Annotated in this window: 16 protein-coding genes; 14 read left to right on the top strand and 2 right to left on the bottom strand. The window is 72.9% G+C overall.

What is annotated here, in order from left to right; genetic code table 11:
- The first annotated feature begins 4 nt into the window (after nt 1–4).
- Genes mreD through rodA form a run of 3 tightly spaced genes read left to right on the top strand, consistent with a single transcriptional unit; the run spans nt 5 to nt 3,989 of the window.
- Nucleotides 5–724: a rod shape-determining protein MreD gene (gene mreD, locus FB457_RS12950; protein ID WP_047015784.1), complete on the top strand. Its 720-nt coding sequence runs from the start codon at nt 5–7 to the stop codon at nt 722–724.
- A complete protein-coding gene (gene mrdA, locus FB457_RS12945) occupies nt 721–2,793 on the top strand; it encodes a penicillin-binding protein 2 (protein WP_047015783.1) in 2,073 nt (690 codons plus the stop codon). The genes mreD and mrdA overlap by 4 nt, the downstream gene beginning before the upstream one ends.
- Nucleotides 2,790–3,989, top strand: a complete 1,200-nt coding sequence (gene rodA / locus FB457_RS12940) for a rod shape-determining protein RodA (protein WP_047015782.1) — start codon at nt 2,790–2,792, stop codon at nt 3,987–3,989. Before mrdA ends, rodA begins: the two co-directional genes overlap by 4 nt.
- A gap of 50 nt (nt 3,990–4,039) precedes the next feature.
- On the opposite strand, the gene FB457_RS12935 is transcribed toward rodA, so the two are convergent.
- The gene (locus FB457_RS12935) at nt 4,040–4,597 is read right to left on the bottom strand and encodes a DoxX family protein (protein WP_145781921.1); all 558 of its coding nucleotides are present in this window, start codon (nt 4,595–4,597) and stop codon (nt 4,040–4,042) included.
- A gap of 128 nt (nt 4,598–4,725) precedes the next feature.
- Between FB457_RS12935 and FB457_RS12930 the strand changes: the two genes are divergently transcribed.
- The 4 genes from FB457_RS12930 (at nt 4,726) to FB457_RS12915 (ending at nt 9,549) form a co-directional block, all read left to right on the top strand.
- Nucleotides 4,726–6,333, top strand: a complete 1,608-nt coding sequence (locus tag FB457_RS12930; protein WP_145781919.1) for a CYTH and CHAD domain-containing protein — start codon at nt 4,726–4,728, stop codon at nt 6,331–6,333.
- A gap of 90 nt (nt 6,334–6,423) precedes the next feature.
- Nucleotides 6,424–8,391, top strand: coding sequence for a TIGR03960 family B12-binding radical SAM protein (locus FB457_RS12925; protein WP_145781917.1), 1,968 nt, complete (start codon nt 6,424–6,426; stop codon nt 8,389–8,391).
- 321 nt (nt 8,392–8,712) lie between these two features.
- Nucleotides 8,713–9,024 (top strand): hypothetical protein, encoded by a 312-nt coding sequence (locus FB457_RS12920; RefSeq protein ID WP_047015778.1) that lies wholly within the window; start codon nt 8,713–8,715, stop codon nt 9,022–9,024.
- A 129-nt stretch (nt 9,025–9,153) separates the two neighbouring features.
- Complete coding sequence (locus FB457_RS12915) at nt 9,154–9,549, top strand: rodlin (RefSeq protein ID WP_047015777.1); 396 nt, start codon at nt 9,154–9,156, stop codon at nt 9,547–9,549.
- A 192-nt stretch (nt 9,550–9,741) separates the two neighbouring features.
- Here FB457_RS12915 and FB457_RS12910 read toward each other — a convergent pair whose 3' ends face one another.
- Nucleotides 9,742–10,242 (bottom strand): hypothetical protein, encoded by a 501-nt coding sequence (locus tag FB457_RS12910; RefSeq protein ID WP_486589016.1) that lies wholly within the window; start codon nt 10,240–10,242, stop codon nt 9,742–9,744.
- A gap of 138 nt (nt 10,243–10,380) precedes the next feature.
- On the opposite strand from FB457_RS12910, the gene FB457_RS12905 reads away from it, so the two are divergent.
- From FB457_RS12905 to obgE, 7 genes are all read left to right on the top strand, one after another.
- Nucleotides 10,381–10,935 (top strand): GNAT family N-acetyltransferase, encoded by a 555-nt coding sequence (locus tag FB457_RS12905; protein ID WP_047015776.1) that lies wholly within the window; start codon nt 10,381–10,383, stop codon nt 10,933–10,935.
- A gap of 196 nt (nt 10,936–11,131) precedes the next feature.
- The gene (locus FB457_RS12900) at nt 11,132–11,914 is read left to right on the top strand and encodes a TIGR03936 family radical SAM-associated protein (RefSeq protein WP_047015775.1); all 783 of its coding nucleotides are present in this window, start codon (nt 11,132–11,134) and stop codon (nt 11,912–11,914) included.
- 223 nt (nt 11,915–12,137) lie between these two features.
- Nucleotides 12,138–16,385, top strand: coding sequence for a ribonuclease E/G (locus tag FB457_RS12895; protein ID WP_186461973.1), 4,248 nt, complete (start codon nt 12,138–12,140; stop codon nt 16,383–16,385).
- 202 nt (nt 16,386–16,587) lie between these two features.
- A complete protein-coding gene (locus tag FB457_RS12890; RefSeq protein WP_047015773.1) occupies nt 16,588–17,937 on the top strand; it encodes a phospholipase D-like domain-containing protein in 1,350 nt (449 codons plus the stop codon).
- A gap of 193 nt (nt 17,938–18,130) precedes the next feature.
- On the top strand, nt 18,131–18,454 hold the full coding sequence (gene rplU, locus FB457_RS12885) for a 50S ribosomal protein L21 (protein ID WP_047015772.1): 324 nt from the start codon (nt 18,131–18,133) through the stop codon (nt 18,452–18,454).
- A gap of 13 nt (nt 18,455–18,467) precedes the next feature.
- Nucleotides 18,468–18,725 carry a 50S ribosomal protein L27 gene (gene rpmA / locus FB457_RS12880; protein WP_047015771.1) on the top strand — a complete coding sequence of 86 codons (258 nt, stop codon included), beginning with the start codon at nt 18,468–18,470 and terminating at the stop codon, nt 18,723–18,725.
- A 218-nt stretch (nt 18,726–18,943) separates the two neighbouring features.
- Nucleotides 18,944–20,389 carry a GTPase ObgE gene (gene obgE / locus FB457_RS12875; RefSeq protein ID WP_047015770.1) on the top strand — a complete coding sequence of 482 codons (1,446 nt, stop codon included), beginning with the start codon at nt 18,944–18,946 and terminating at the stop codon, nt 20,387–20,389.
- The last annotated feature ends 136 nt before the right edge of the window (nt 20,390–20,525 follow it).

Here is a 20,525-nt window from a genome sequence, read left to right as displayed (position 1 = left end):
CCGCATGAGGCACGTGAACCGCGTCCTGCTCTGCGCCTCGCTGCTGGTGACCGCCCTCGTCTTCCAGGTCACCGTGCTCGCCAGGCTCCATCTGCCCGGCGCCGTACCCGATCTGACGCTCCTCGTCGTCCTCGCCCTCGCGATGGTCTACGGGCACGTCGGCGGCGCCCTCGTCGGCTTCACCGCGGGACTGCTCGCCGACATCGCGCCGCCCGCCGACCACGCCGTGGGCCGCTACGCCCTCGTGCTCGCCGTCATCGGCTACCTCGCCGGGCTCATCAAGCCCGAGACCGGCCAGGTGCGCACCGCCGCGGGCCCGATGATGGTCGTCGGCTGCGCCGCCGTCGGCTCCACGCTGCTGTACGCGGGCGTCGGCGCCCTCGTCGGCGAGGGCTCGGTGCGCGGCGTGGGCCTGGGCAGCCTGGTCTTCACCGCCGCGATCTACGACCTGCTGCTCGCCCCGTTCACCGTGCCGCTGGTGATGGCGCTGGCCCGCAAGGCCGACCGGGACACGACCGCCGAGGCCGCCGAGACCGCCACCGGCGGCTCGGCCGCGGGCGACTCCTCGTACCGCTGGCTGGCCGGCGGCACGGTCAGCCGCACCGCCGTCAAGCGCGCCCGCTCCTACGGCCGCGGCGGCATCGGCCGGCAGCGCGGCAACCTGTTCGGCCCCAAGTCCAAGGCCGCCAAGGCCACCCGCATCAAAGGGGTGAAGCGGCTGTGACCAACATCCCGGAGACCGGCAAGTCCACCCGGGTCACCGTCCGGCTCGTCGGCATCCAGGTCCTCGTGCTCTCGCTGCTGCTCACGCTCGGCGGCCGGCTGTGGTACCTGCAGATCCGCAACGGCGACGAGTACGAGGCGGAGGCCGCGGGCAACCACGTCCAGCAGGTCATCGAGCCCGCCGTACGCGGCTCCATCCTCGACTCCCGCGGCGAACCGCTCGCCGACAACGAGACCCGCCTCGTGGTCTCCGCCAGCCGCACCGACCTGATGAAGATGGACGACGACGGCGAGGCGATACTGACCAAGCTCGCCGACGTGCTCGGCATGGACCCCAAGACCGTCATGGAGCGGGTCCGGCTCTGCGACGCCAAGACCCCCAAGCCCTGCTGGAACGGCTCCCCGTACCAGCCGATCCCCATCACCGACGAGGCCACGGCCCGCCAGGCGCTGCAGATCCGCGAGCGCGCCGAGGAGTTCCCCGGCATCACCGCGGAGCCCAGCGCCGTCCGCCGCTACGGCTCGCCGAACGACGCGAACACCGCCCAGGTGCTCGGCTATCTCTCCCCGGTCACCGACGAGGAGATCGCCGACGCCGAGGACAGCGACAACCCGCTGCTGCGCACCGACCAGATCGGCCGCTCGGGCCTGGAGCGCTCCTACGACTCCGAACTGCGCGGCCAGGCCGGGGTGACGAGCTACCGCGTCGACAAGCTCGGCCGGGTGATAGGAGAGGCCGACAAGCAGCCGGGCGTGCCCGGCTCCAACCTGGTCACGAGCATCGATTCGCGGGTGCAGGCGCTGGCCGAGGCGGAGCTGGAGAAGGCGATGGAGAAGGCCCGCACCGAGTTCGACGACAACACCGGCACGAACTACAAGGCGGACTCCGGCGCGATGGTGGTGATGGAGGCCGCCACCGGCCGCATCGTCGCCATGGCGTCCAACCCGTCGTACGACCCGAACGACTGGGTCGGCGGCATCGACTCCGGCACGTACAAGAGGCTCACCGGCAAGAAGGCCAACTACCCGCTGCTCAACCGGGCGATCCAGGGCCAGTCGGCGCCCGGCTCGATCTTCAAGCCGATCCCGACGGCGGCCGCGGTCAACGCCGGCTACGACTTCGACGGCAGCTACGAGTGCAGCAGCGACTACAGCATCGGCGGCCAGGTCTTCAAGAACTTCGAGTCGCAGAGCTACGGCGCCATCGGCCTCGGCCGCGCGCTGGAGGTCTCCTGCGACACGGTCTACTACCGGCTGGCGCACCAGGAGTGGCAGAACGACGGCGGTATCAAGCCGAAGAAGAAGCCCGACGACTGGTTCTACAAGACCGCACACCAGTTCGGCCTCGGCGCGGAGACCGGCGTCGACCTCCCCAACGAGGTCCCCGGCCGGGTGCCCGACAGGCAGTGGAAGAAGGACTACTGGCGGGCCAACAAGGACGCCTGGTGCAAGCAGGGCAAGAAGGACGGCGACTACGCCCAGCGCATCGCGTACGAGAACTGCCGGGAGGGCATGCAGATGCGTGCCGGTGACTCCGTCAACTACTCCATCGGCCAGGGCGACACGCTCGTCACCCCGATACAGATGGCGACGATGTACGCGGCCCTCGCCAACGGCGGCACGCTCTACAAGCCGACCGTCGGCAAGGCCATCGTCAGCGCCGACGGCAAGAAGGTCGACATGATCGAGCCGGAGGAGCACGGCAAGCTGCCGATGGACAAGGAGACGCGCGCGGCCATGGACAACGCCCTCGCGGGCGTGGCCACCCGCGGCACCGCCGCCTGGCGCTTCGGCGGCTGGCCGCAGGAGAAGATCCCGATGCACGCGAAGACCGGCACCGCCGAGGTCTACGGCAAGCAGACGACCTCGTGGTTCGCGACGTACACCGACGAATACGCGATCGTCATGACCATGTCCCAGGGTGGCACCGGCTCCGGCGCCTCGGCGCCCGCGGTCCGCGCCGTCTACGACGCGCTCTACGGCGTCGGCGGCAAGAAGAAGGCGCTGCTGCCCGAGCCGGAGAAGAAGCTGCCGAAGATCTCGCCGGACGGCAGGATCGAGGCGCGATGACGGCCGCAGAGGGGTACTCGGTCCGGCGCTTCACCCCCGAGCTGGGCACGTGGGGCAGGCTGACCGCGCGCGACTCGCTGGTGCGCCGGGTCGACTGGATGCTGATGTTCTCCGGGCTCGCGCTCTCCGTCCTGGGCACGGCGCTGGTCTGGTCGGCGACCCGCAACCGCGACGACCTCACCGGCGGCGACCCGTACTTCTTCGTGATGAGGCACGCGATCTTCACCACCATCGGCATCGCGCTGATGGCCGCCACCGTCTGGGTGGGCCACCGCACGCTGCGCGGGGTGGTGCCCGTGCTCTACGGGCTGTCGCTGGTGCTCGTCGCGATGGTGCTCAGCCCGCTGGGCAGCACCATCAACGGCTCCCGCGCCTGGCTCGACCTCGGCGGCGGCTTCACGGTCCAGCCGGCCGAGTTCACCAAGATCACGATCATCCTGGGGATGGCGATGATCCTCGCCGCCCGGGTCGACGCAGGCGACCGCGAGCACCCCGACCACCGCACCGTCGTCCAGGCCCTCGGCCTGGCCGCGGTGCCCATCGGGATCGTCGTGCTGATGCCGGACCTCGGCTCGGCGATGGTGCTGACGTCGATCGTGCTGGGCGTGCTGCTGGCCTCGGGCGCGTCGAACCGCTGGGTGCTGGGGCTGGTACTGGCGGGCGTCGGCGGCGCGGCGCTGATCGTCTCGCTGGGCATGCTCGACGAGTACCAGGTCGCCCGCTTCGCCGCCTTCGCCAACCCGGCGCTCGACCCGGCGGGCGTCGGCTACAACACCAACCAGGCCCGTATCGCCATCGGCTCCGGCGGCGCGACCGGCAAGGGCCTGGGCGAAGGCAGCCAGACGACCGGCCAGTTCGTGCCCGAGCAGCAGACCGACTTCATCTTCACGGTCGCGGGCGAGGAGCTGGGCTTCGTCGGCGCGGGGCTCATCCTGGTGCTGCTCGGCGTGATGCTGTGGCGGGCCTGCCGGATCGCGCGGGACGCCAGCGACCTGTACGGCACGATCGTGGCGGCGGGCGTGGTGGCGTGGTTCGCGTTCCAGGCGTTCGAGAACATCGGGATGACGCTCGGCATCATGCCGGTGGCGGGCCTGCCGCTGCCGTTCGTCAGCTACGGCGGCTCGTCGATGTTCGCGGTGTGGATCGCGGTGGGACTGCTGCAGTCCATCAAGGCGCAGCGGCCCCTCTCCGCCTGAGCGCCGCTGCGAGGTGAGGCCCGGCGCTACGGAGCCGGGGCCCGCCCGTGCTACAGCCGCCGCAGGATGAGCACGCCCACCCCCGCCGCCACCCCCAGCAGCACCGCGGCCACCCCCGGCGCGAGCCTCCCGCCGCGCCCGAGCGCACCGTCCACGGAGACCAGCCCCGCCCCGGTCAGCGCCAGCGCCACGCCCGCGGCGCCGAGCAGGAACTCGTACTCGATGCCCCGCGGATCCGTCGCCGCGATCGGGCCACTCCAGTCGTAGCCCCACTTGAAGGCGACCGCGTTGATCATCACGCCGATCACCGCGGCGGCCGCCAACGGGGTGAGGAAGCCGATGACCAGCGCGAACCCGCCCACGATCTCGCTCAGCCCCAGCACCCACGTCATCGTCCGCCCGGAGGGATAGCCGGCCCCTGCCAGCGTCGCCGCCGTCGCGTCGAACCCCGGGCCATCGAACCAACCGAGGAGCTTCTGCGCCCCGTGCCCCGCCAGGATCATGCCGGCCACCGCCCGCAGCACCAGCAGCCCGGCGTCCACACCGGTCACGCCCTCGTCGATGTCCTCGGCGTAGCTGATGGCGGGGATGGTGCGCGTCTGGGCCATGGGCGAGCTCCTTGTCGTTCCAGGCGCGACGCTAGGACACCCCCGGGACCCTCGCCACCCGGCACATTCCCGTGATCCGGCGCCGCGTACCTCATGACCCCTCGCCCATCCGCGGCTAAATTCGATTCATGGTGGACACGGTGCGCGAGATCGAGCGGAAGTACGAGGCCACGGCGGGCACCCGCGAACTGCCCCCGCTGCCGGACCTGACGGGCGTCCACGGCGTGACGTCGGTGATCGACCAGGGCACCGCTCTGCTCGACGCCGTCTACTACGACACGGCCGCCCGCCGGCTGGCGGCCGACGGCATCACCCTGCGCCGCCGCACGGGCGGCGACGACGCGGGCTGGCATCTGAAGCTGCCGGTCGCCGCGGGCGTACGCGACGAGATCCGCGCCCCGCTCTGCGAGGGCATCCCGCGCCGCCTCGCGGCCCTCGTCCGCTCCCGTACGCGCGACGCCGAGCTGGCGCCCGTCGTCCGCATCCGCACGGAGCGGGACGTCCACCAACTGCTCGACGCGGACGGCGAACCGGTCGCGGAGGTCTCCGTCGACCGGGTGACCGCGGAGCGCCCGGAGACGGGGGCGACGGCGCGGTGGGCCGAGGTGGAGGCCGAGCTGAGCGCCGGGGGAGACCCGGAGGTGCTGGACGCGGTGGACGCGGCGCTGACCGGGGCGGGGCTGCGGCGCTCCACGGCGCCGTCGAAGCTGGCGCGGGCGCTGGCGGAGACGGACGAGCGGAAGCAGAAGGGCGACAAGAAGAACGACAAGAAGCCGAACACCAGCAAGGACGGCAAGAAGAAGAGCGCGGACAAGAAGAAGCCGGGCAAGAAGGGGGAGAAGAAGAAGGCCGCCGGCAAGAAGCACCCCGAGCCCGCCGCCCGGCCCGCCGGCGACCTCGTCCTCGACTACGTACGCGCCCAGATCACCGCCGTCGTCGAGCTCGACCCCGCCGTCCGCCGCGACCAGCCCGACGCCGTGCACCAGATGCGCGTCGCAAGCCGCCGGCTGCGCAGCACCTTCCGCAGCTACCGCGCCGTGCTCGACCGCACCGTCACCGACCCGGTCTCCGCGGAACTCCGCTGGCTGGCCGGCGAACTCGGCGTCGACCGCGACCGCGAGGTGCTCACCGAGCGCATCCACGCCGCTCTCGCGGAGCTGGACCGCCCGCTCGTCCTCGGCCCCGTCCGCGGCCGGCTGCGCACCTGGTCCGCCGCCCGCCGCACCGGCTCCCGGCGCCGTATCGTCGCCGTGCTCGACGGCGGCCGCTACCTCGCCCTGCTCGACGCCCTCGACGCGATCCTCACCGACCCGCCGCTGCGCACCGCCGCGGAACGCCCCGCGGAGCCCGTGCTGCGCAAGGCCGTCGACCGCCAGTACCGCCGCTTCGCCGGCTCCCTCCAGGAGACCTTCGACCTCGCGCCGGGCCCCGACCGCGACACCGCCATCCACGAGACCCGCAAGGCCGCCAAGCGCACCCGCTACGCGGCCGAGGTCGCCCGCCCCGCGCTGGGCCGGGAGGCCAAGACCGTCACGTCGCTGATGCGGGAGGTCCAGGAGTTGCTGGGCGACTACCAGGACGGGGTGCTGGCGCGGTCCGCGCTGCGCGAGATCGCGGTGCAGGCGCAGGCCGCGGGGGAGCCCTCGTTCACGTACGGCGTCCTCTACGCGCGCGAGGAGGCGCGTGCCGCGGAGCTGCGCGACCTGCTTCCGCGGCTGTCCCGGAAGCATCTCTGAGCAGCGTGAAGAGGGGCACGCGCGGGGCGCGCGCTACGCTGGATGGTCACCCGCGTACCTACCACAGGACCGACGAGGACAGCTTTCCCGATGACTGCCGTGCCCGCACCCACCGTCGAGTCGGTCTTCCCCCGCCTGGAAGCCCTCCTCCCGCACGTCCAGAAGCCGATCCAGTACGTCGGCGGTGAGCTGAACTCCACCGTCAAGGACTGGGACGCGGTCGACGTCCACTGGGCGCTGATGTACCCGGACGCCTACGAGGTCGGCCTGCCCAACCAGGGCGTCATGATCCTCTACGAGGTGCTGAACGAGCGCGCGGACACCCTCGCCGAGCGCACGTACAGCGTGTGGCCCGACCTGGAGGAGCTGATGCGCGCGCACGACGTGCCGCAGTTCACCGTGGACAGCCACCGTCCCGTGCGCGCCTTCGACCTGCTCGGCGTCTCCTTCGCCACCGAGCTGGGCTACACCAACCTGCTGACGGCCCTCGACCTCGCCGGCATCCCGCTGGCCGCCGCCGACCGCGGCGACGACGACCCGATCGTCGTCGCCGGCGGGCACGCCGCGTTCAACCCGGAGCCGATCGCCGCCTTCGTGGACTGCGCGGTGATCGGCGACGGCGAGCAGGCCGTGCTGACGATGACCGACATCGTCAAGGCGTGGAAGGCCGAGGGCCGTCCGGGCGGGCGCGAGGAGCTGCTGCTGCGGCTGGCGAAGACCGGCGGGGTGTACGTCCCGTCCTTCTACGACGTGGAGTACCTGCCCGACGGCCGCATCGCCCGGGTCGTGCCGAACCGCTCCGGCGTGCCGTGGCGGGTCTCCAAGCACACCGTCATGGACCTCGACGAGTGGCCGTACCCGAAGCAGCCGCTGGTGCCGATGGCCGAGACCGTGCACGAGCGGATGAGCGTCGAGATCTTCCGCGGCTGCACCCGCGGCTGCCGCTTCTGCCAGGCGGGCATGATCACCCGGCCGGTACGGGAGCGCAGCATCACCGGCATCGGCGAGATGGTCGACAGGGGCCTGAAGGCCACCGGCTTCGAGGAAGTCGGCCTGCTGTCGCTGTCGTCGGCCGACCACAGCGAGATCGGCGACGTCGCCAAGGGCCTCGCCGACCGCTACGAGGAGGACAAGGTCGGCCTGTCGCTGCCCTCCACCCGGGTCGACGCCTTCAACATCGACCTGGCCAACGAGCTGACGCGCAACGGCCGCCGCTCCGGCCTCACCTTCGCCCCCGAGGGCGCCACGGAGCGCATCCGCAAGGTCATCAACAAGATGGTCTCGGAGGAGGACCTGATCCGCACCGTCGCCACCGCGTACGGCAACGGCTGGCGGCAGGTCAAGCTCTACTTCATGTGCGGGCTGCCGACCGAGACCGACGAGGACGTCGTGCAGATCGCGGACATGGCGGCCAAGGTCATCGCCAAGGGCCGCGAGGTCGCGCGGTCCAACGACATCCGCTGCACCGTCTCCATCGGCGGCTTCGTGCCCAAGCCGCACACGCCGTTCCAGTGGGCCCCGCAGCTCTCCGCCGAGGACACCGACGCCCGTCTCGAGAAGTTGCGCGACCGCATCCGCGCCGACAAGAGGCACGGCCGCGCCATCGGCTTCCGCTACCACGACGGCAAGCCCGGCATCGTCGAGGGCCTGCTCTCCCGCGGCGACCGCCGCGTCGGCGACGTCATCCGCGCGGTCTACGAGGACGGCGGCCGCTTCGACGGCTGGCGGGAGCACTTCTCGTACGAGCGCTGGATGCGCTCCGCGGAGAAGGCCCTCCCGGCGCACGGCGTGGACGTCGACTGGTACACGACCCGCGAGCGCTCCTACGAGGAGGTCCTGCCCTGGGACCACCTGGACTCCGGCCTGGACAAGGACTGGCTCTGGGAGGACTGGCAGGACGCGCTCGACGAGACCGAGGTCGAGGACTGCCGCTGGACGCCCTGCTTCGACTGCGGCGTCTGCCCGCAGCTCGACACGGAGATCCAGATCGGCCCGACGGGCAAGAAGCTGCTGCCGCTGAGCGTGGTCAACGGCCGGACGGGCCGAAACGAGGGGTGACGCGGGCCGGCCTTCGGGCCGGCTGACGAGACCCGCACGCGTGGGCGACAACACGGGTGAGCCCCGGGTCCGAAAGCCGGTCCCGGGGCTTTTCCGTGCCCGTCCCCTGGAATTTCTCGGCATTCCGCCGCCGCATTTCCGGGTTACGTCGACAATCGCATCATTGCTCCGCACGGGGGACTTGCAGGCAATTATTCCGCGTACCGTGTCGTCGGCGCGCCGCCCTCGTTTCGACTAACGAAGGTGGGGTTTCGGGAGAACGGCCGTCGCTCCGACGGTAAGGAAATTCGCCCGATGACTCCGTGGCGGAAAGGATGCCAAGTGAAGTACGTCAAGTCTGCCGTGGTCCTGTGCGGTGCCGCCCTGGCGCTCGGCACTGCCGGCCAGGCGGGCGCCATCGACCCCGGGCTCACCAGCCCGGACCTGAGTCTGGACGCCGCGGCCCAGCAGGCCGTGGAGGGTCTGGTCAACCGGCCGCCGACCGAACTGGTGCAGCACAACCTGCCGGTCGACGGGCCGGCGGTCCGGGAGCTGACCCGACCGGTCGGCGAAGCGGCGCACGACGTCATCCAGGGCGCCCTGCCACAGAACGCCCTGGCACCCGCCGGTGCGGAGTCGCGCGGCGGCTCCTGAGCGGTCGGTTTCGCTCCGGAACACAATCCGATCGTCCGAACGGGCGGTACCGGATAACTCACTCAAGGGTGCGGAGTTGTACAGCGTGCCCGCATCGTTGTTCCCTCAGGTGGAAAAGGAAAGAACATCATGAAGAAGTACCTGAAGACCGCGGCGGTCGCCGTCACCATGCTCGGCGCCTCGGCGATGGCCGCCCCGCAGGCGCTCGCCGCCGACGACACCGGTGACGGCCCGTACGCCAACGGCAACGGCTCGACGCAGGCCTACGGCAACACCAAGACGGGTGGCTACATGAGCCCGAACATGAGCCTGATCAACGGCTCGTTCAACGAGCCCTGCATCGCGCTGCCCCAGGTCGCGAAGAACTTCGCCGGCACGACCGCCGTCTCCGAGATCCTGAGCCAGAACCAGAACCAGACCTGCGCCAAGAACTCCAGCGCGGACCAGGGCGACGCCCCGCTGTCCCACCTGCTGGACGACTTCCCGATCCTCTCGGGCAACGGCGCGGGCAACGACGCCGGCTGAGTCCGCACCACACGGGGAAACCCGGCACCCGGCCCGGGGCGAGTCCCACTCGCCCCGGGCCGGGGCCTTGCGCGGGGCGCGTACGGCGGGCACGGACGACGGCGGCGGGCCCCGGCGCACGCGGACGGCCCGCGGAGCGAACTCCGCGGGCCGTCCGCGCCGGTCCTCCGCCCGGTTCCCGGGCGGCCGCCCTCAGTCGACGAGGCCCGAGACGACCGGGCCGGCCGTCGGCAGCTCGCCCAGCGAGGCGCCCTCGGCCAGCGGCCCGGTGACCGCGGCCGTGCTCACCGGCGCACCACCCTCGCCGACCGCGGTGCCCACCGAGTTGTCCAGCGGGTCGGAGCCGGTCTTGGCCATCGGGTTGAGCCGGAGGGCCGTCAGCGGCCCGAGCGCGGTCTGCCTGGTCGTGTCCACGCCCTGGGAGACGCCGGCCAGGGCCGCTGCCACCTGTTCGGCGTCGATCTCGTTGTCCTCACCGACCTTCAGCTCGTCCAGCGTGTCGAGCGCCCTGCTTGCCGGGCCGTCCGCGGGCGCCGCGGCGGCGCCCGCGGCTCCGCCGGCCGCGAGCGCGGACCCGGCCGCCGCCGCGGTCAGGCCGGCGCGCAGCAGGGCGCGTTGCGTACGGGAGGGGAATCGGGAGGCGTGCTGGCCCATGGTCACCACCAGTGAGGAAAGGGACACTTTCAGTGTCATGCTTCCACAAACCCCTTGATTACCGGAAATTCTCCCTTGCGCCTCACCGTGCGCATCCGCCTCAACTGATTTGTGAATACGCTGTGACCTCCGGTTATCCGGTTGCCTCGACCCTCCGGACGCCGTAAGCATGGGGCGATGCCGCAACTGACCACCCCCCACATTCGATTCCGCGCCTCCTTCGCCGGGGCGATGAAGGAGTTCGAGGCCGAGGGCAGGGGCGCGGTCGGCGACGACACGTCCATCGGCCAGGACCTGCGCCGCTGGCGCCGGCGCTGGCACGACCCCGCGGTCTTCGCCTCGTACGTCGCGGGGCTGCGCGCCGAGGCCGACGAGACCATCCCGATGATCCGCCCCGGCTGGGTGCACTGCACCACGCTCTGGTACGTGGACGGGGACGCCTACCTCGGCCGGATCGCCATCCGGCACTCGCTCACCGGCTGGCTGCGGGAGCAGGGCGGGCACATCGGCTACGACGTCCGCCCCACCGCCCGCCGCCGTGGCCACGCCACCGCCATGCTGCGCGAGGCGCTGCCGGTGGCCCGCGGTCTGGGGCTTGCGGAGGTGCTGGTGACCTGCGACCACGACAACGTCGCGTCGCGGAAGGTCATCGAGGCCAACGGGGGCGTGTTCGAGGACCGGCGGGGGCTCAAGCTGCGGTACTGGGTCGCCACGGGGGAGCCGAAGGAGTAGTGCGGCGGGCGGCCCGCGGCGGCGCGGGCGGCCGGCGCGGCGTCCGTACGACGCAGAGGAGACGCAGCGGAAAGGCCGACTGAGCGGAGCCGCCGGAAAAGCGGGCACGTACCCTGGGGGCAGGACAAGCTCACGGACGAAGGACTGAACGACTCTGGGCAAGCGACAGCCCGAAGGCCCGCCGCCCGCACCCGCGGTGCAGCGCATCCGACTCCGCTACACCAAGCGCGGCCGCCTCCGGTTCAACAGTCACCGCGACTTCCAGCGCGCCTTCGAGCGGGCGCTGCGCCGGGCCGAGGTGCCCATGGCGTACTCCGCGGGATTCACCCCCCACCCCAAGGTCTCGTACGCGAACGCCGCCCCCACGGGGACGGCGAGCGAGGCCGAGTACCTGGAGATCGCGCTCGCCGAGGCCCGCGACCCGGAGCTGCTGCGGGCGCTGCTCGACGAGTCCCTGCCCGACGGTCTCGACGTCGTCGACGCCGTCGAGGCCCGCGCCCCGGGACTCGCCGACCGGCTGGGGGCGTCGGTGTGGGAGCTGCGGCTCGACGGCGTGCCGCCCGCCACGGCGCAGGAGGCGGTCCGCGCCTTCCTCGCCGCGGAGACGGTCGAGGTGGAACGGCAGACGAAGAAGGGGATGAGGACCTTCGACACGCGCGGCGCGGTGGCCGCGCTCGATGTGCTCCCGGCCGGGGGCGATAGGCCGCAGGCGGGTCCTTGTGCGATACTGCGCCTGGTAGTGCGGCACCTGACACCTGCCGTACGACCCGACGACGTCCTGTCCGGCCTGCGAGTCGCGGCTGACCTGGCGCCGCCGGTCCCGGCAGCGGTGACCAGGCTGGCGCAGGGGCCGCTCGACGCGGAGACCGGCATGGTGACCGATCCGCTCGCGCCGGACCGCGACGATGCCGCGGCCCTCGCCGCCACACCGCAGGTCGCGAGCGGAACCCCGCCCACGGCAGGGGACGGCACCGGGTAGGGACGGTGTCGAAGCGCCGCCGGTGGACGAGGGAGCCACCCCGGGCCCGGCAGGCGCATGGACCAGCAGACTTTCGCCGGTCCGCCCGAGGAGGGCGGGTCCGGCGAGCGAGACAAGAGCCCTCGCGCGGCGCATACGTCCCGGGCGGTGGCCCTGTGCACGGCACGGGCGCCGCCGCCGTACGGGAGGTGGCGCCCGGGGGCGTGACGGGAGAACCGCCCGCATGCTCGAACCGATTGAGCCTTCGGAAGCGCAGTCGCCTTCCGCGGGCATCACCGGCGATGGTGGAGCCGCCGTCGGCGGCCCGCTCGACACCCCCAGTGACCGCCTGCCCTTCCGCCGCCGGCGTGCGGCGGAGCCGGCGGGGGAGGTGCCGCGGAGAGCGACGGAGCCGACCACCGGGGAACCGGGGCCGGCGCTGACGTATGAGCCCGCAGGAGAGCCGGCGGGCACGCCTGTGCCCGTGCTCGCCGAGCCGGCCGTGGACGTAGCAGAGGCCGCCGGGTCGCCCGCGGCCGTCGACAGGGAGATCACCGCCGGGACGGCGGCGGCGGAGCCGGGTTCCGGCACCGCGGCCGCCCCGCCGGCGAGGCGTTCGCGGCGCAGGGTCGTACGCGACGCCGGCACGCCGGAGGCTGCCGCACCGGACACCGTCGTGGTGCCGGTGGGCGAGCAGCCCGGCTCCGCGGCGTCCGGGCACACGGTGCCCGTGTCCGGCCAGGAGCCGGCCGCCGAGGCCGGGCCGCCGCGGAGGCGGCGGTTCGTACGGTCCGCGGGGACGCCGCAGGCGGCGGCCGCCGCCGAGCCCGTACCGCAGCCCGCCGCGGCCGGTGACGCCACCACCACAGACCACCATGACAGCACCAACGAGGGAGCCCACACCGTGGCCGACAACGAAACAGAGGCCGAGGGCGCCGACTCTTCCGCCGATTCCGGCACGCGCCGCAGGCGCCGCCGGGTGACCCGTACGGTGGCCACCCCGGCCGCCGGCACGGAGGCGGCGGTGCAGCCGGCGGCACCGGAGCAGGCCGGCGAGGCCGCGCCGCAGGCGGCGGCGGAGGCGACGGAGGCCGGGACCGGCCCCGCCGCGGAGTCCCGGCCGGAGCCGGATGCCGACGCCGCCCCGAAGGGGCGCAAGCGGCGCCGGGTCGTACGCAGCGCCGGTACGCCGGAGGCCGCGGAACCGGCCGTCGCCGAGCCGGCCGCCGACGCCGCCCAGGCCGCGCCCGCCGAGACCCCGGCGGCCGACGAGGAGCCGGCGCCGCGCACCCGTCGCGTACGCCGCCGCAAGACCGACGCCGAGTCCGCCGGCACCGCGGAGACCGCGGACGGCGCCGCGCCCGGCGACCAAACCCCCGCCGCGCCCCCCGCCGCACCCGCCGCCGAGGACGCCGCCGAGCCCGCCGCGGGCACCCGGCGCCGCAGGTCCCGCCGGGTCACGGCGCCCGCGGGCGAGCCCACCCACGTCGAGTCCGCCGCCGAAGCCCCGGCGCCCGCCGCCGACTCCGCTCCGGCCGTCGCCGAGACCGAGACCGCTGCCGCGGCCGGGCCCGCCGCCGGGCCCGCAGCCACCGGCCGCCGCCGCACCCGCCGCGCGACCGCCCCGGCGGGCGAGCCCGCCGCCGAGGCCGGTGCCGCCGCCGAGCAGGCCGCCGACGAGACCCCCGCGGACTCCGGCACCTCCCGCCGCCGTACCCGCCGGGCCACCGGCGCGGCCGCCGGGGAGGCCGCCGACGCCGACGCCGCGCCCCGCCGCCGTACCCGCCGGGCTGCCGCCGCCGCGGAGGAGCCCGTGACGGGCGACCGCCCCGCGCCCGCGGAGGCCGCCGCCGAGCCCGACTCCGCGCCCCGCAGGCGCACCCGCCGCGCCGCTGCCGCCACCGAGCCGGCCGTGGACGACACCGCCGGGCAGTTCTCCGACGGCGGCGAGCAGCCGCCCGGCTTCGGTGCCGCGCCGCTGGCGCTCTTCCAGGCCCCCGTCTTCACCGAGCCCGCGTTCCAGACCCCGCAGCGCGCCGCCGCCGAGGCGGCGGTGGGGCCGGAGGAGGCCGAGGAGCCCGAGGACGCCGACGAGATCGAGGCCGGGGCGGAAGCCGCCACCGAGGCACAGGGCGAGGCCGAGGAAGCCGCCGCCGAGGACCGCGACGAGCAGGACGAGCAGGACGAGGACGGCGAGGACCGCGGCCGCCGCCGGCGCCGCCGCGGCGGGCGGCGCAGGCGCCGCGGCGAGGGCGCCGAGGACGGCGACCGCGGCGACGAGGCCGCCGAGGACGGTGAGGAGGCCCCTGAGGCCGACGCCGAAGCCGCGGAGGGCGAGGCCGGGGAAGGCGAACGCGCCAGGGGCGGCTCCTCCAGCACCAGCAGCCGCAGGCGGCGCCGCAGGCGGCGCCGTACCGAGGGCGCGGACGGCGCCGAGGGGGCGCCCGACGACCCGGAGCGCACCGTCGTCAAGGTCCGCGAGCCCCGCGCCAAGGCCGAGCCCAGCGACGAGGTGCAGTCCATCAAGGGCTCCACCCGGCTGGAGGCCAAGAAGCAGCGCCGCCGCGAGGGCCGCGAGCAGGGCCGGCGGCGGGTGCCGATCATCACCGAGGCCGAGTTCCTGGCCCGCCGCGAGGCGGTGGAGCGCGTGATGGTGGTGCGCCAGCAGGGCGACCGTACGCAGATCGGCGTGCTGGAGGACAACGTCCTCGTCGAGCACTACGTCAACAAGGAGCAGTCGGCGTCGTACGTCGGCAACGTGTACCTCGGCAAGGTGCAGAACGTCCTGCCCTCCATGGAGGCCGCGTTCGTCGACATCGGCAAGGGCCGCAACGCCGTCCTCTACGCCGGCGAGGTCAACTTCGAGGCCCTCGGCCTCGCCAACAGCCCCCGCCGCATCGAGCACGCGCTGAAGTCCGGTCAGTCCGTCCTGGTCCAGGTCACCAAGGACCCCATCGGCCACAAGGGCGCCCGCCTGACCAGCCAGGTCTCGCTGCCCGGACGCTACCTCGTGTACGTGCCCGAGGGCTCGATGACCGGCATCAGCCGCAAGCTGCCCGACACCGAGCGGGCCCGGCTGAAGACCATTCTCAAGAAGATCGTCCCCGAGGACGCGGGCGTCATCGTCCGTACGGCCGCCGAGGGCGCCAGCGAGGACGAGCTGCGCCGGGACGTGGAGCGGCTGCAGAAGCAGTGGGAGGACATCCGCAAGAAGGCGAAGAGCGGGAACGCGCCCACGCTGCTCTACGGCGAGCCGGACATGACCGTCCGGGTCGTCCGCGACATCTTCAACGAGGACTTCTCGAAGGTCATCGTCAGCGGCGCGAAGGGATGGGACACCATCCACGGCTACGTCTCGCACGTGGCCCCGGACCTCGTCGAGCGGCTGTCGAAGTGGACGTCCGAGGTGGACGTCTTCGCCACGTACCGGATCGACGAGCAACTGATGAAGGCGCTGGACCGCAAGGTGTGGCTGCCGTCGGGCGGTTCGCTGGTGATCGACAGGACCGAGGCGATGGTCGTGGTCGACGTCAACACCGGCAAGTTCACCGGCCAGGGCGGAAACCTGGAGGAGACGGTCACCAGGAACAACCTGGAGGCGGCCGAGGAGATCGTGCGGCAGCTCCGGCTGCGGGACCTCGGCGGCATCATCGTGATCGACTTCATCGACATGGTGCTGGAGTCCAACCGGGACCTGGTGCTGCGCCGGCTGCTGGAGTGCCTGGGCCGCGACCGGACGAAGCACCAGGTCGCGGAGGTCACGTCGCTGGGCCTGGTGCAGATGACCCGCAAGCGGGTCGGGCAGGGCCTGCTGGAGTCGTTCTCCGAGCCGTGCGCGCACTGCAACGGGCGCGGCGTGATCGTGCACATGGACCAGGCCACGGCGGCGGGGGCCGGCGGCGGCAAGCGGAAGAAGAAGGGCAAGGAAGCCAGGGAAGGCAAGGAGGCCAAGGAGGCGGCGAAGGACGTCAAGGAGGTCCAGGCCGGCGGCGAGGCCGCATCGGTCGAGGCCGCGCCCGCGGAGCCGGCGGCCGAGCCCGCCGAGGCGGAGCGGCCGGAGGCCGGCGAGCCCGCGGAGGCGGTACGCCCGGCCCGTTCGCGGCGGCGGGTGACCCGTAAGGCGATGTCGCCGGGCGGCCCGCCGCAGGCGGCGGAGCCGGCCGGCGCGGAGTCCGAGGCGGCGCCGGCGGTGGAGCCCGCGGAGGCGCCCGTGGCGCCCGCGGAGGCGCCGGAGGCGGCCGCCGCTGAGACGGAGGCCGCGGAGAAGCCCCGGACCCGTAAGAAGACCGCGGCCAAGCGCGCCTCCGCCAAGAAGGCCACGGCGAAGAAGGCCGCGGCCAAGAAGACGGCGAAGACCACCGCGAAGAAGGCCGCGACCAAGTCCGCCGCCACCAAGACGGCGGCGAAGGCCACGGCCAAGAAGTCGGTCAAGAAGACCGCCGCGGCCGAGCAGGGCTCCCCGCCCTCGGTCTCCGTCACCACGGAGGACTGACGCCGCCCAGGCCGATGCCGTACGCCCCTCGCCCCGCCGGTCCGCCGGCGGGGCGAGGGGCTTTTGCCCCCTTTATCCGTGCGCTTGACATCGGTCCCGGCGCCCGGTTTGGATACACCGCACTCGAACGCGCGGGCGCCCCCACCGCACGGCAGTCGAGGCAGCAATCGGCAGCCGTGCACCCCAGGGGGTCGTTCCTTCCATGTCCGTGTTCAAGCCCACCGGACGCCACCGGGCCGTCTCGCCGCGCAAGGGCGCGCGCCAGGCCGTCGCGCTGGCCACCGTCCTGTCCGCGGCCGGCGCGCACGCCGTGAGCAGCGCGGGCGGCGCGGCGGCGGAGCCGCGGGTCTGGATCGAGGGGCCGATCTTCAACGACCCGCTGGGCACGGTGGACGAGCAGCACGCGATCCGCACCCGGCTGATCGAGCTGACCGACGCGGCCGTTCCCGGCTCGGTGATCAAGGTGGCGGTCTACCACATCTGGGAGCAGCCGGTCGTGGACGCGCTCGTACGCGCCCGCGCGCGCGGCGTGAACGTGCAGGTGCTGCTGGACGAGTCGAGCCGCAGCGACCGGCCGGACAACACCATGTACGCGAGCCTGAAGGCGGCGCTCGGCACCAGCACGACGGCGGGGTCGTTCGTCAAGCTCTGCCCGGTCGACAAGTCCTGCCTCGGCGACCCGAAGTTCGGGGCGTCGATCATGCACAACAAGTTCTGGCTCTTCTCGGAGGTCGAGGGCGCGCGGAACGTCGTCGTCCAGACGACCTCCAACTCCACCCCCTCCGCGCACACGAAGTTCTTCAACGACGCCCTGCTGCTGCCGGACAACCCGGCGATGTACGGGGCGTACGCGGAGTACTTCCGCGACATGGTCGGCGCCCAGTGGTCGACCTGGCGCTACCGCGCGGTGACCGCCAGCAACGGCCTCTACAAGGCGTACTTCTTCCCCCGGTCCGGCACCACCAACAGCACGGACACGATCCACGCCGTCCTCGACAACGTGCGCTGCACGTACAGGGACTCCGCGGGCGTGACCCGGCGCACCCTGGTCCGGGTCGCGATCTTCAAGATCACCCGCAAGGCGATCGCCGACAAGCTCGTCGCGCTGAAGAAGGCGGGCTGCGGCGTCAGCCTCGTCTACGCCGAGTCCGACAGCGCCAGGAGCCAGGGCGGCACCCCCGGCACCTGGGAGGTGCTGCACGCCTCCGGCGGGCCCTCGCTGCGCTGCTACAACGACGACCGCGACCCGCAGAACCCGGGCCAGAAGCTGACCACGCCGTACATCGTGCACAACAAGTACGTGCTGATCGACGGCATGTACGCCGGCTCCCGGGACAAGCTGGTCTTCACCGGCTCGCAGAACTTCACCGGCCCCGCGCTGCGCGAGAACGACGAGGCCGTCGTCAAGATCGACAGCGATCCGGTGCACGACACGTACCTCGGCCACTACACCTCGGTGCGGGCTGTGGCGTGGCCCGGCACGGCGGACAGGACGAACCTGTGCCAGGGTGTGAAGTCGCTGCCCCAGGACGGCGAGCGCGCCCTCCGTTAGACCGGTTTGACCAGGTGGTCAAGGGGCCCGTAACCTGGACCGTCGGCGTGTCTCTAGGACACGCCAGGCTCCTGAGCAACTCCCTCCCGCAGTCTCCTCGTGAGCGGCGGGAGAGGCCGCTCATCCCATGTGTCCCAGCCGGGCGGCTGGCATCAGGGGTCTCCGTCGCGACTGAGGAAGAGAGCTGAAGCGCGTGTACGCGATCGTGCGCACCGGCGGCCGCCAGCAGAAGGTTTCTGTGGGCGACGTCATCGAGGTAGACCGGATGGCCAGCAAGAGCGTCGGCGACAGCGTCGAGCTCTCCACCCTGCTCGTCGTCGACGGCGAGACCGTGACCAGCGACCCCTGGGTCCTGGACGGGGTGAAGGTCCAGGCCGAGGTCGTGGACCACCACAAGGGCGACAAGATCGACATCCTGAAGTACAAGAACAAGACCGGTTACCGCAAGCGGATCGGTCACCGCCAGTTGCACACCGCGCTGAAGATCACCCAGATCCCCGCGCCGGCCGCCAAGTAAGGACTGAGGAGAGATGGCACACAAGAAGGGCGCATCGTCCACTCGGAACGGTCGCGACTCCAACGCCCAGCGGCTCGGCGTCAAGCGCTTCGGCGGCCAGGTCGTCGGCGCCGGCGAGATCATCATCCGGCAGCGCGGCACCAAGTTCCACCCGGGCACGGGCGTGGGCCGCGGCGGCGACGACACGCTGTTCGCGCTCATCCCCGGCTCGGTCCAGTTCGGCACCAGCCGCGGCCGCAAGGTCGTGAACATCGTGCAGGACGCCGAGTAAGCACCGGCTCCGGACACCACACACCTGATCCGAGGGCGGTCCGCCGCTCCGCACGTGCCACGGACGACGTGCGGGGAAGCCGGGCCGCCCTCGGCGCGTTCCCCTGACGTCGTACGGCACACGCGCGCCGTACGGCACGAGCATCCCGTACGGCGCGAGCGTTCCGTACGACACCGAACGACCCCCGATCGCACCTCAACGCCGGGAGGCACACCCTCATGACCACCTTCGTGGACCGCGTCACCCTGCACGTGGCCGCGGGCAACGGGGGACACGGCTGCGCCTCCGTTCACCGCGAGAAGTTCCGGCCGCTCGGCGGCCCCGACGGCGGCAACGGCGGTCACGGCGGTGACGTCATCCTCACCGTCGACCAGAACGTCACCACCCTGATCGACTACCACCACACCCCCCACCGCAAGGCCACCAGCGGCAAGCCGGGCGAGGGCGGCGACCGCGCGGGCGCCAACGGCAAGGACCTCGTCCTGCCGGTGCCGGACGGCACGGTCGTCCTCACCAAGGACGGCGAGGTGCTCGCGGACCTCGTCGGGCACGGCACGACCTTCGTCGCCGCCCAGGGCGGCCGCGGCGGCCTCGGCAACGCGGCGCTCGCCTCCCAGCGCCGCAAGGCCCCCGGCTTCGCGCTGCTCGGCGAGCCGGGCACCGCGCGCGACGTGGTGCTGGAGCTGAAGACCGTCGCCGACGTGGCGCTCGTCGGGTACCCGAGTGCGGGTAAGTCGTCCCTGATCAGCGTGGTGTCCGCGGCCAAGCCCAAGATCGCCGACTACCCCTTCACCACCCTGGTGCCCAACCTCGGCGTCGTCACCGCGGGCGCCGTGACGTACACGATCGCGGACGTCCCCGGCCTCATCCCCGGCGCCAGCGAGGGCCGCGGCCTGGGCCTGGAGTTCCTGCGGCACGTCGAGCGCTGCTCGGTGCTCGTGCACGTGCTGGACACCGCGACCCTGGAGTCCGACCGCGACCCGGTGAGCGACCTCGACGTCATCGAGGAGGAACTGCGCGCGTACGGCGGGCTGGACGACCGGCCGCGCGTGGTGGTCCTCAACAAGATCGACATCCCGGACGGGCGCGACCTCGCCGAGATGGTCCGCCCGGACCTCGAAGCGCGCGGCTTCACCGTCTACGAGGTCTCGGCGGTCGCGCGTACGGGCCTGAAGGAGCTGTCGTACGGGCTCGCCGGGATCGTCGGCGAGGCGCGCGCGGCCCGGCCCAAGCAGGAGTCGACGCGCATCGTCATCCGCCCGCAGGCCGTCGACGAGGCGGGCTTCTCCGTCGTCCGCGAGGGCGGCGACGCGGACGGGGCCCTGTTCCGTATCACCGGCGAGAAGCCGGAGCGCTGGGTGCGCCAGACCGACTTCGGCAACGACGAGGCCGTCGGCTACCTCGGCGACCGGCTCAACCGGCTCGGCGTAGAGGACCGGCTCCGCAAGGCCGGGGCGAAGCCCGGCGACGACGTCGTGATCGGCACCGGTGAGGACGCCGTCGTCTTCGACTGGGAGCCGGCCATGGCCTCCGGCGCGGAGATGCTGGGGCGGCGCGGCGAGGACCACCGCTTCGACACCCCGCGGCCGGCCGCGCAGCGCCGCCGGGAGCGGGACGCGGAGCGGGCGGAGGAGGAGTATGAGGACTTCGACCCCTTCGCCTGACCCGGACCATCCGGGCCCTGACGAACGACGGCGGCGGCCCGCGGGAAGTGCTCCCGCGGGCCGCCGCCGTTCACGGCACCGGATCCGGATCGCCATCCGGGTCGACGCTCGCCTCCGCGATCGGGTCGACGCTCTC

The organism is Streptomyces sp. CNZ287, assembly GCF_007827615.1.
Note: the sequence above shows the minus strand (reverse complement) of the source record. Positions and strands in the feature narration are given on the sequence as shown.

Bases quoted from the DNA above. Each gene is read 5' to 3' on its own strand.
- FB457_RS12935 (WP_145781921.1), bottom strand. From the start codon at position 4,597: ATGGCCCAGACGCGCACCATCCCCGCCATCAGCTACGCCGAGGACATC.
- obgE (WP_047015770.1), top strand. From the start codon at position 18,944: ATGACCACCTTCGTGGACCGCGTCACCCTGCACGTGGCCGCGGGCAAC.
- FB457_RS12905 (WP_047015776.1), top strand. From the start codon at position 10,381: ATGCCGCAACTGACCACCCCCCACATTCGATTCCGCGCCTCCTTCGCC.
- FB457_RS12910 (WP_486589016.1), bottom strand. From the start codon at position 10,242: ATGACACTGAAAGTGTCCCTTTCCTCACTGGTGGTGACCATGGGCCAG.
- FB457_RS12890 (WP_047015773.1), top strand. From the start codon at position 16,588: ATGTCCGTGTTCAAGCCCACCGGACGCCACCGGGCCGTCTCGCCGCGC.
- FB457_RS12895 (WP_186461973.1), top strand. From the start codon at position 12,138: ATGCTCGAACCGATTGAGCCTTCGGAAGCGCAGTCGCCTTCCGCGGGC.
- rodA (WP_047015782.1), top strand. From the start codon at position 2,790: ATGACGGCCGCAGAGGGGTACTCGGTCCGGCGCTTCACCCCCGAGCTG.
- FB457_RS12925 (WP_145781917.1), top strand. From the start codon at position 6,424: ATGACTGCCGTGCCCGCACCCACCGTCGAGTCGGTCTTCCCCCGCCTG.
- mreD (WP_047015784.1), top strand. From the start codon at position 5: ATGAGGCACGTGAACCGCGTCCTGCTCTGCGCCTCGCTGCTGGTGACC.
- FB457_RS12930 (WP_145781919.1), top strand. From the start codon at position 4,726: ATGGTGGACACGGTGCGCGAGATCGAGCGGAAGTACGAGGCCACGGCG.
- FB457_RS12915 (WP_047015777.1), top strand. From the start codon at position 9,154: ATGAAGAAGTACCTGAAGACCGCGGCGGTCGCCGTCACCATGCTCGGC.
- rpmA (WP_047015771.1), top strand. From the start codon at position 18,468: ATGGCACACAAGAAGGGCGCATCGTCCACTCGGAACGGTCGCGACTCC.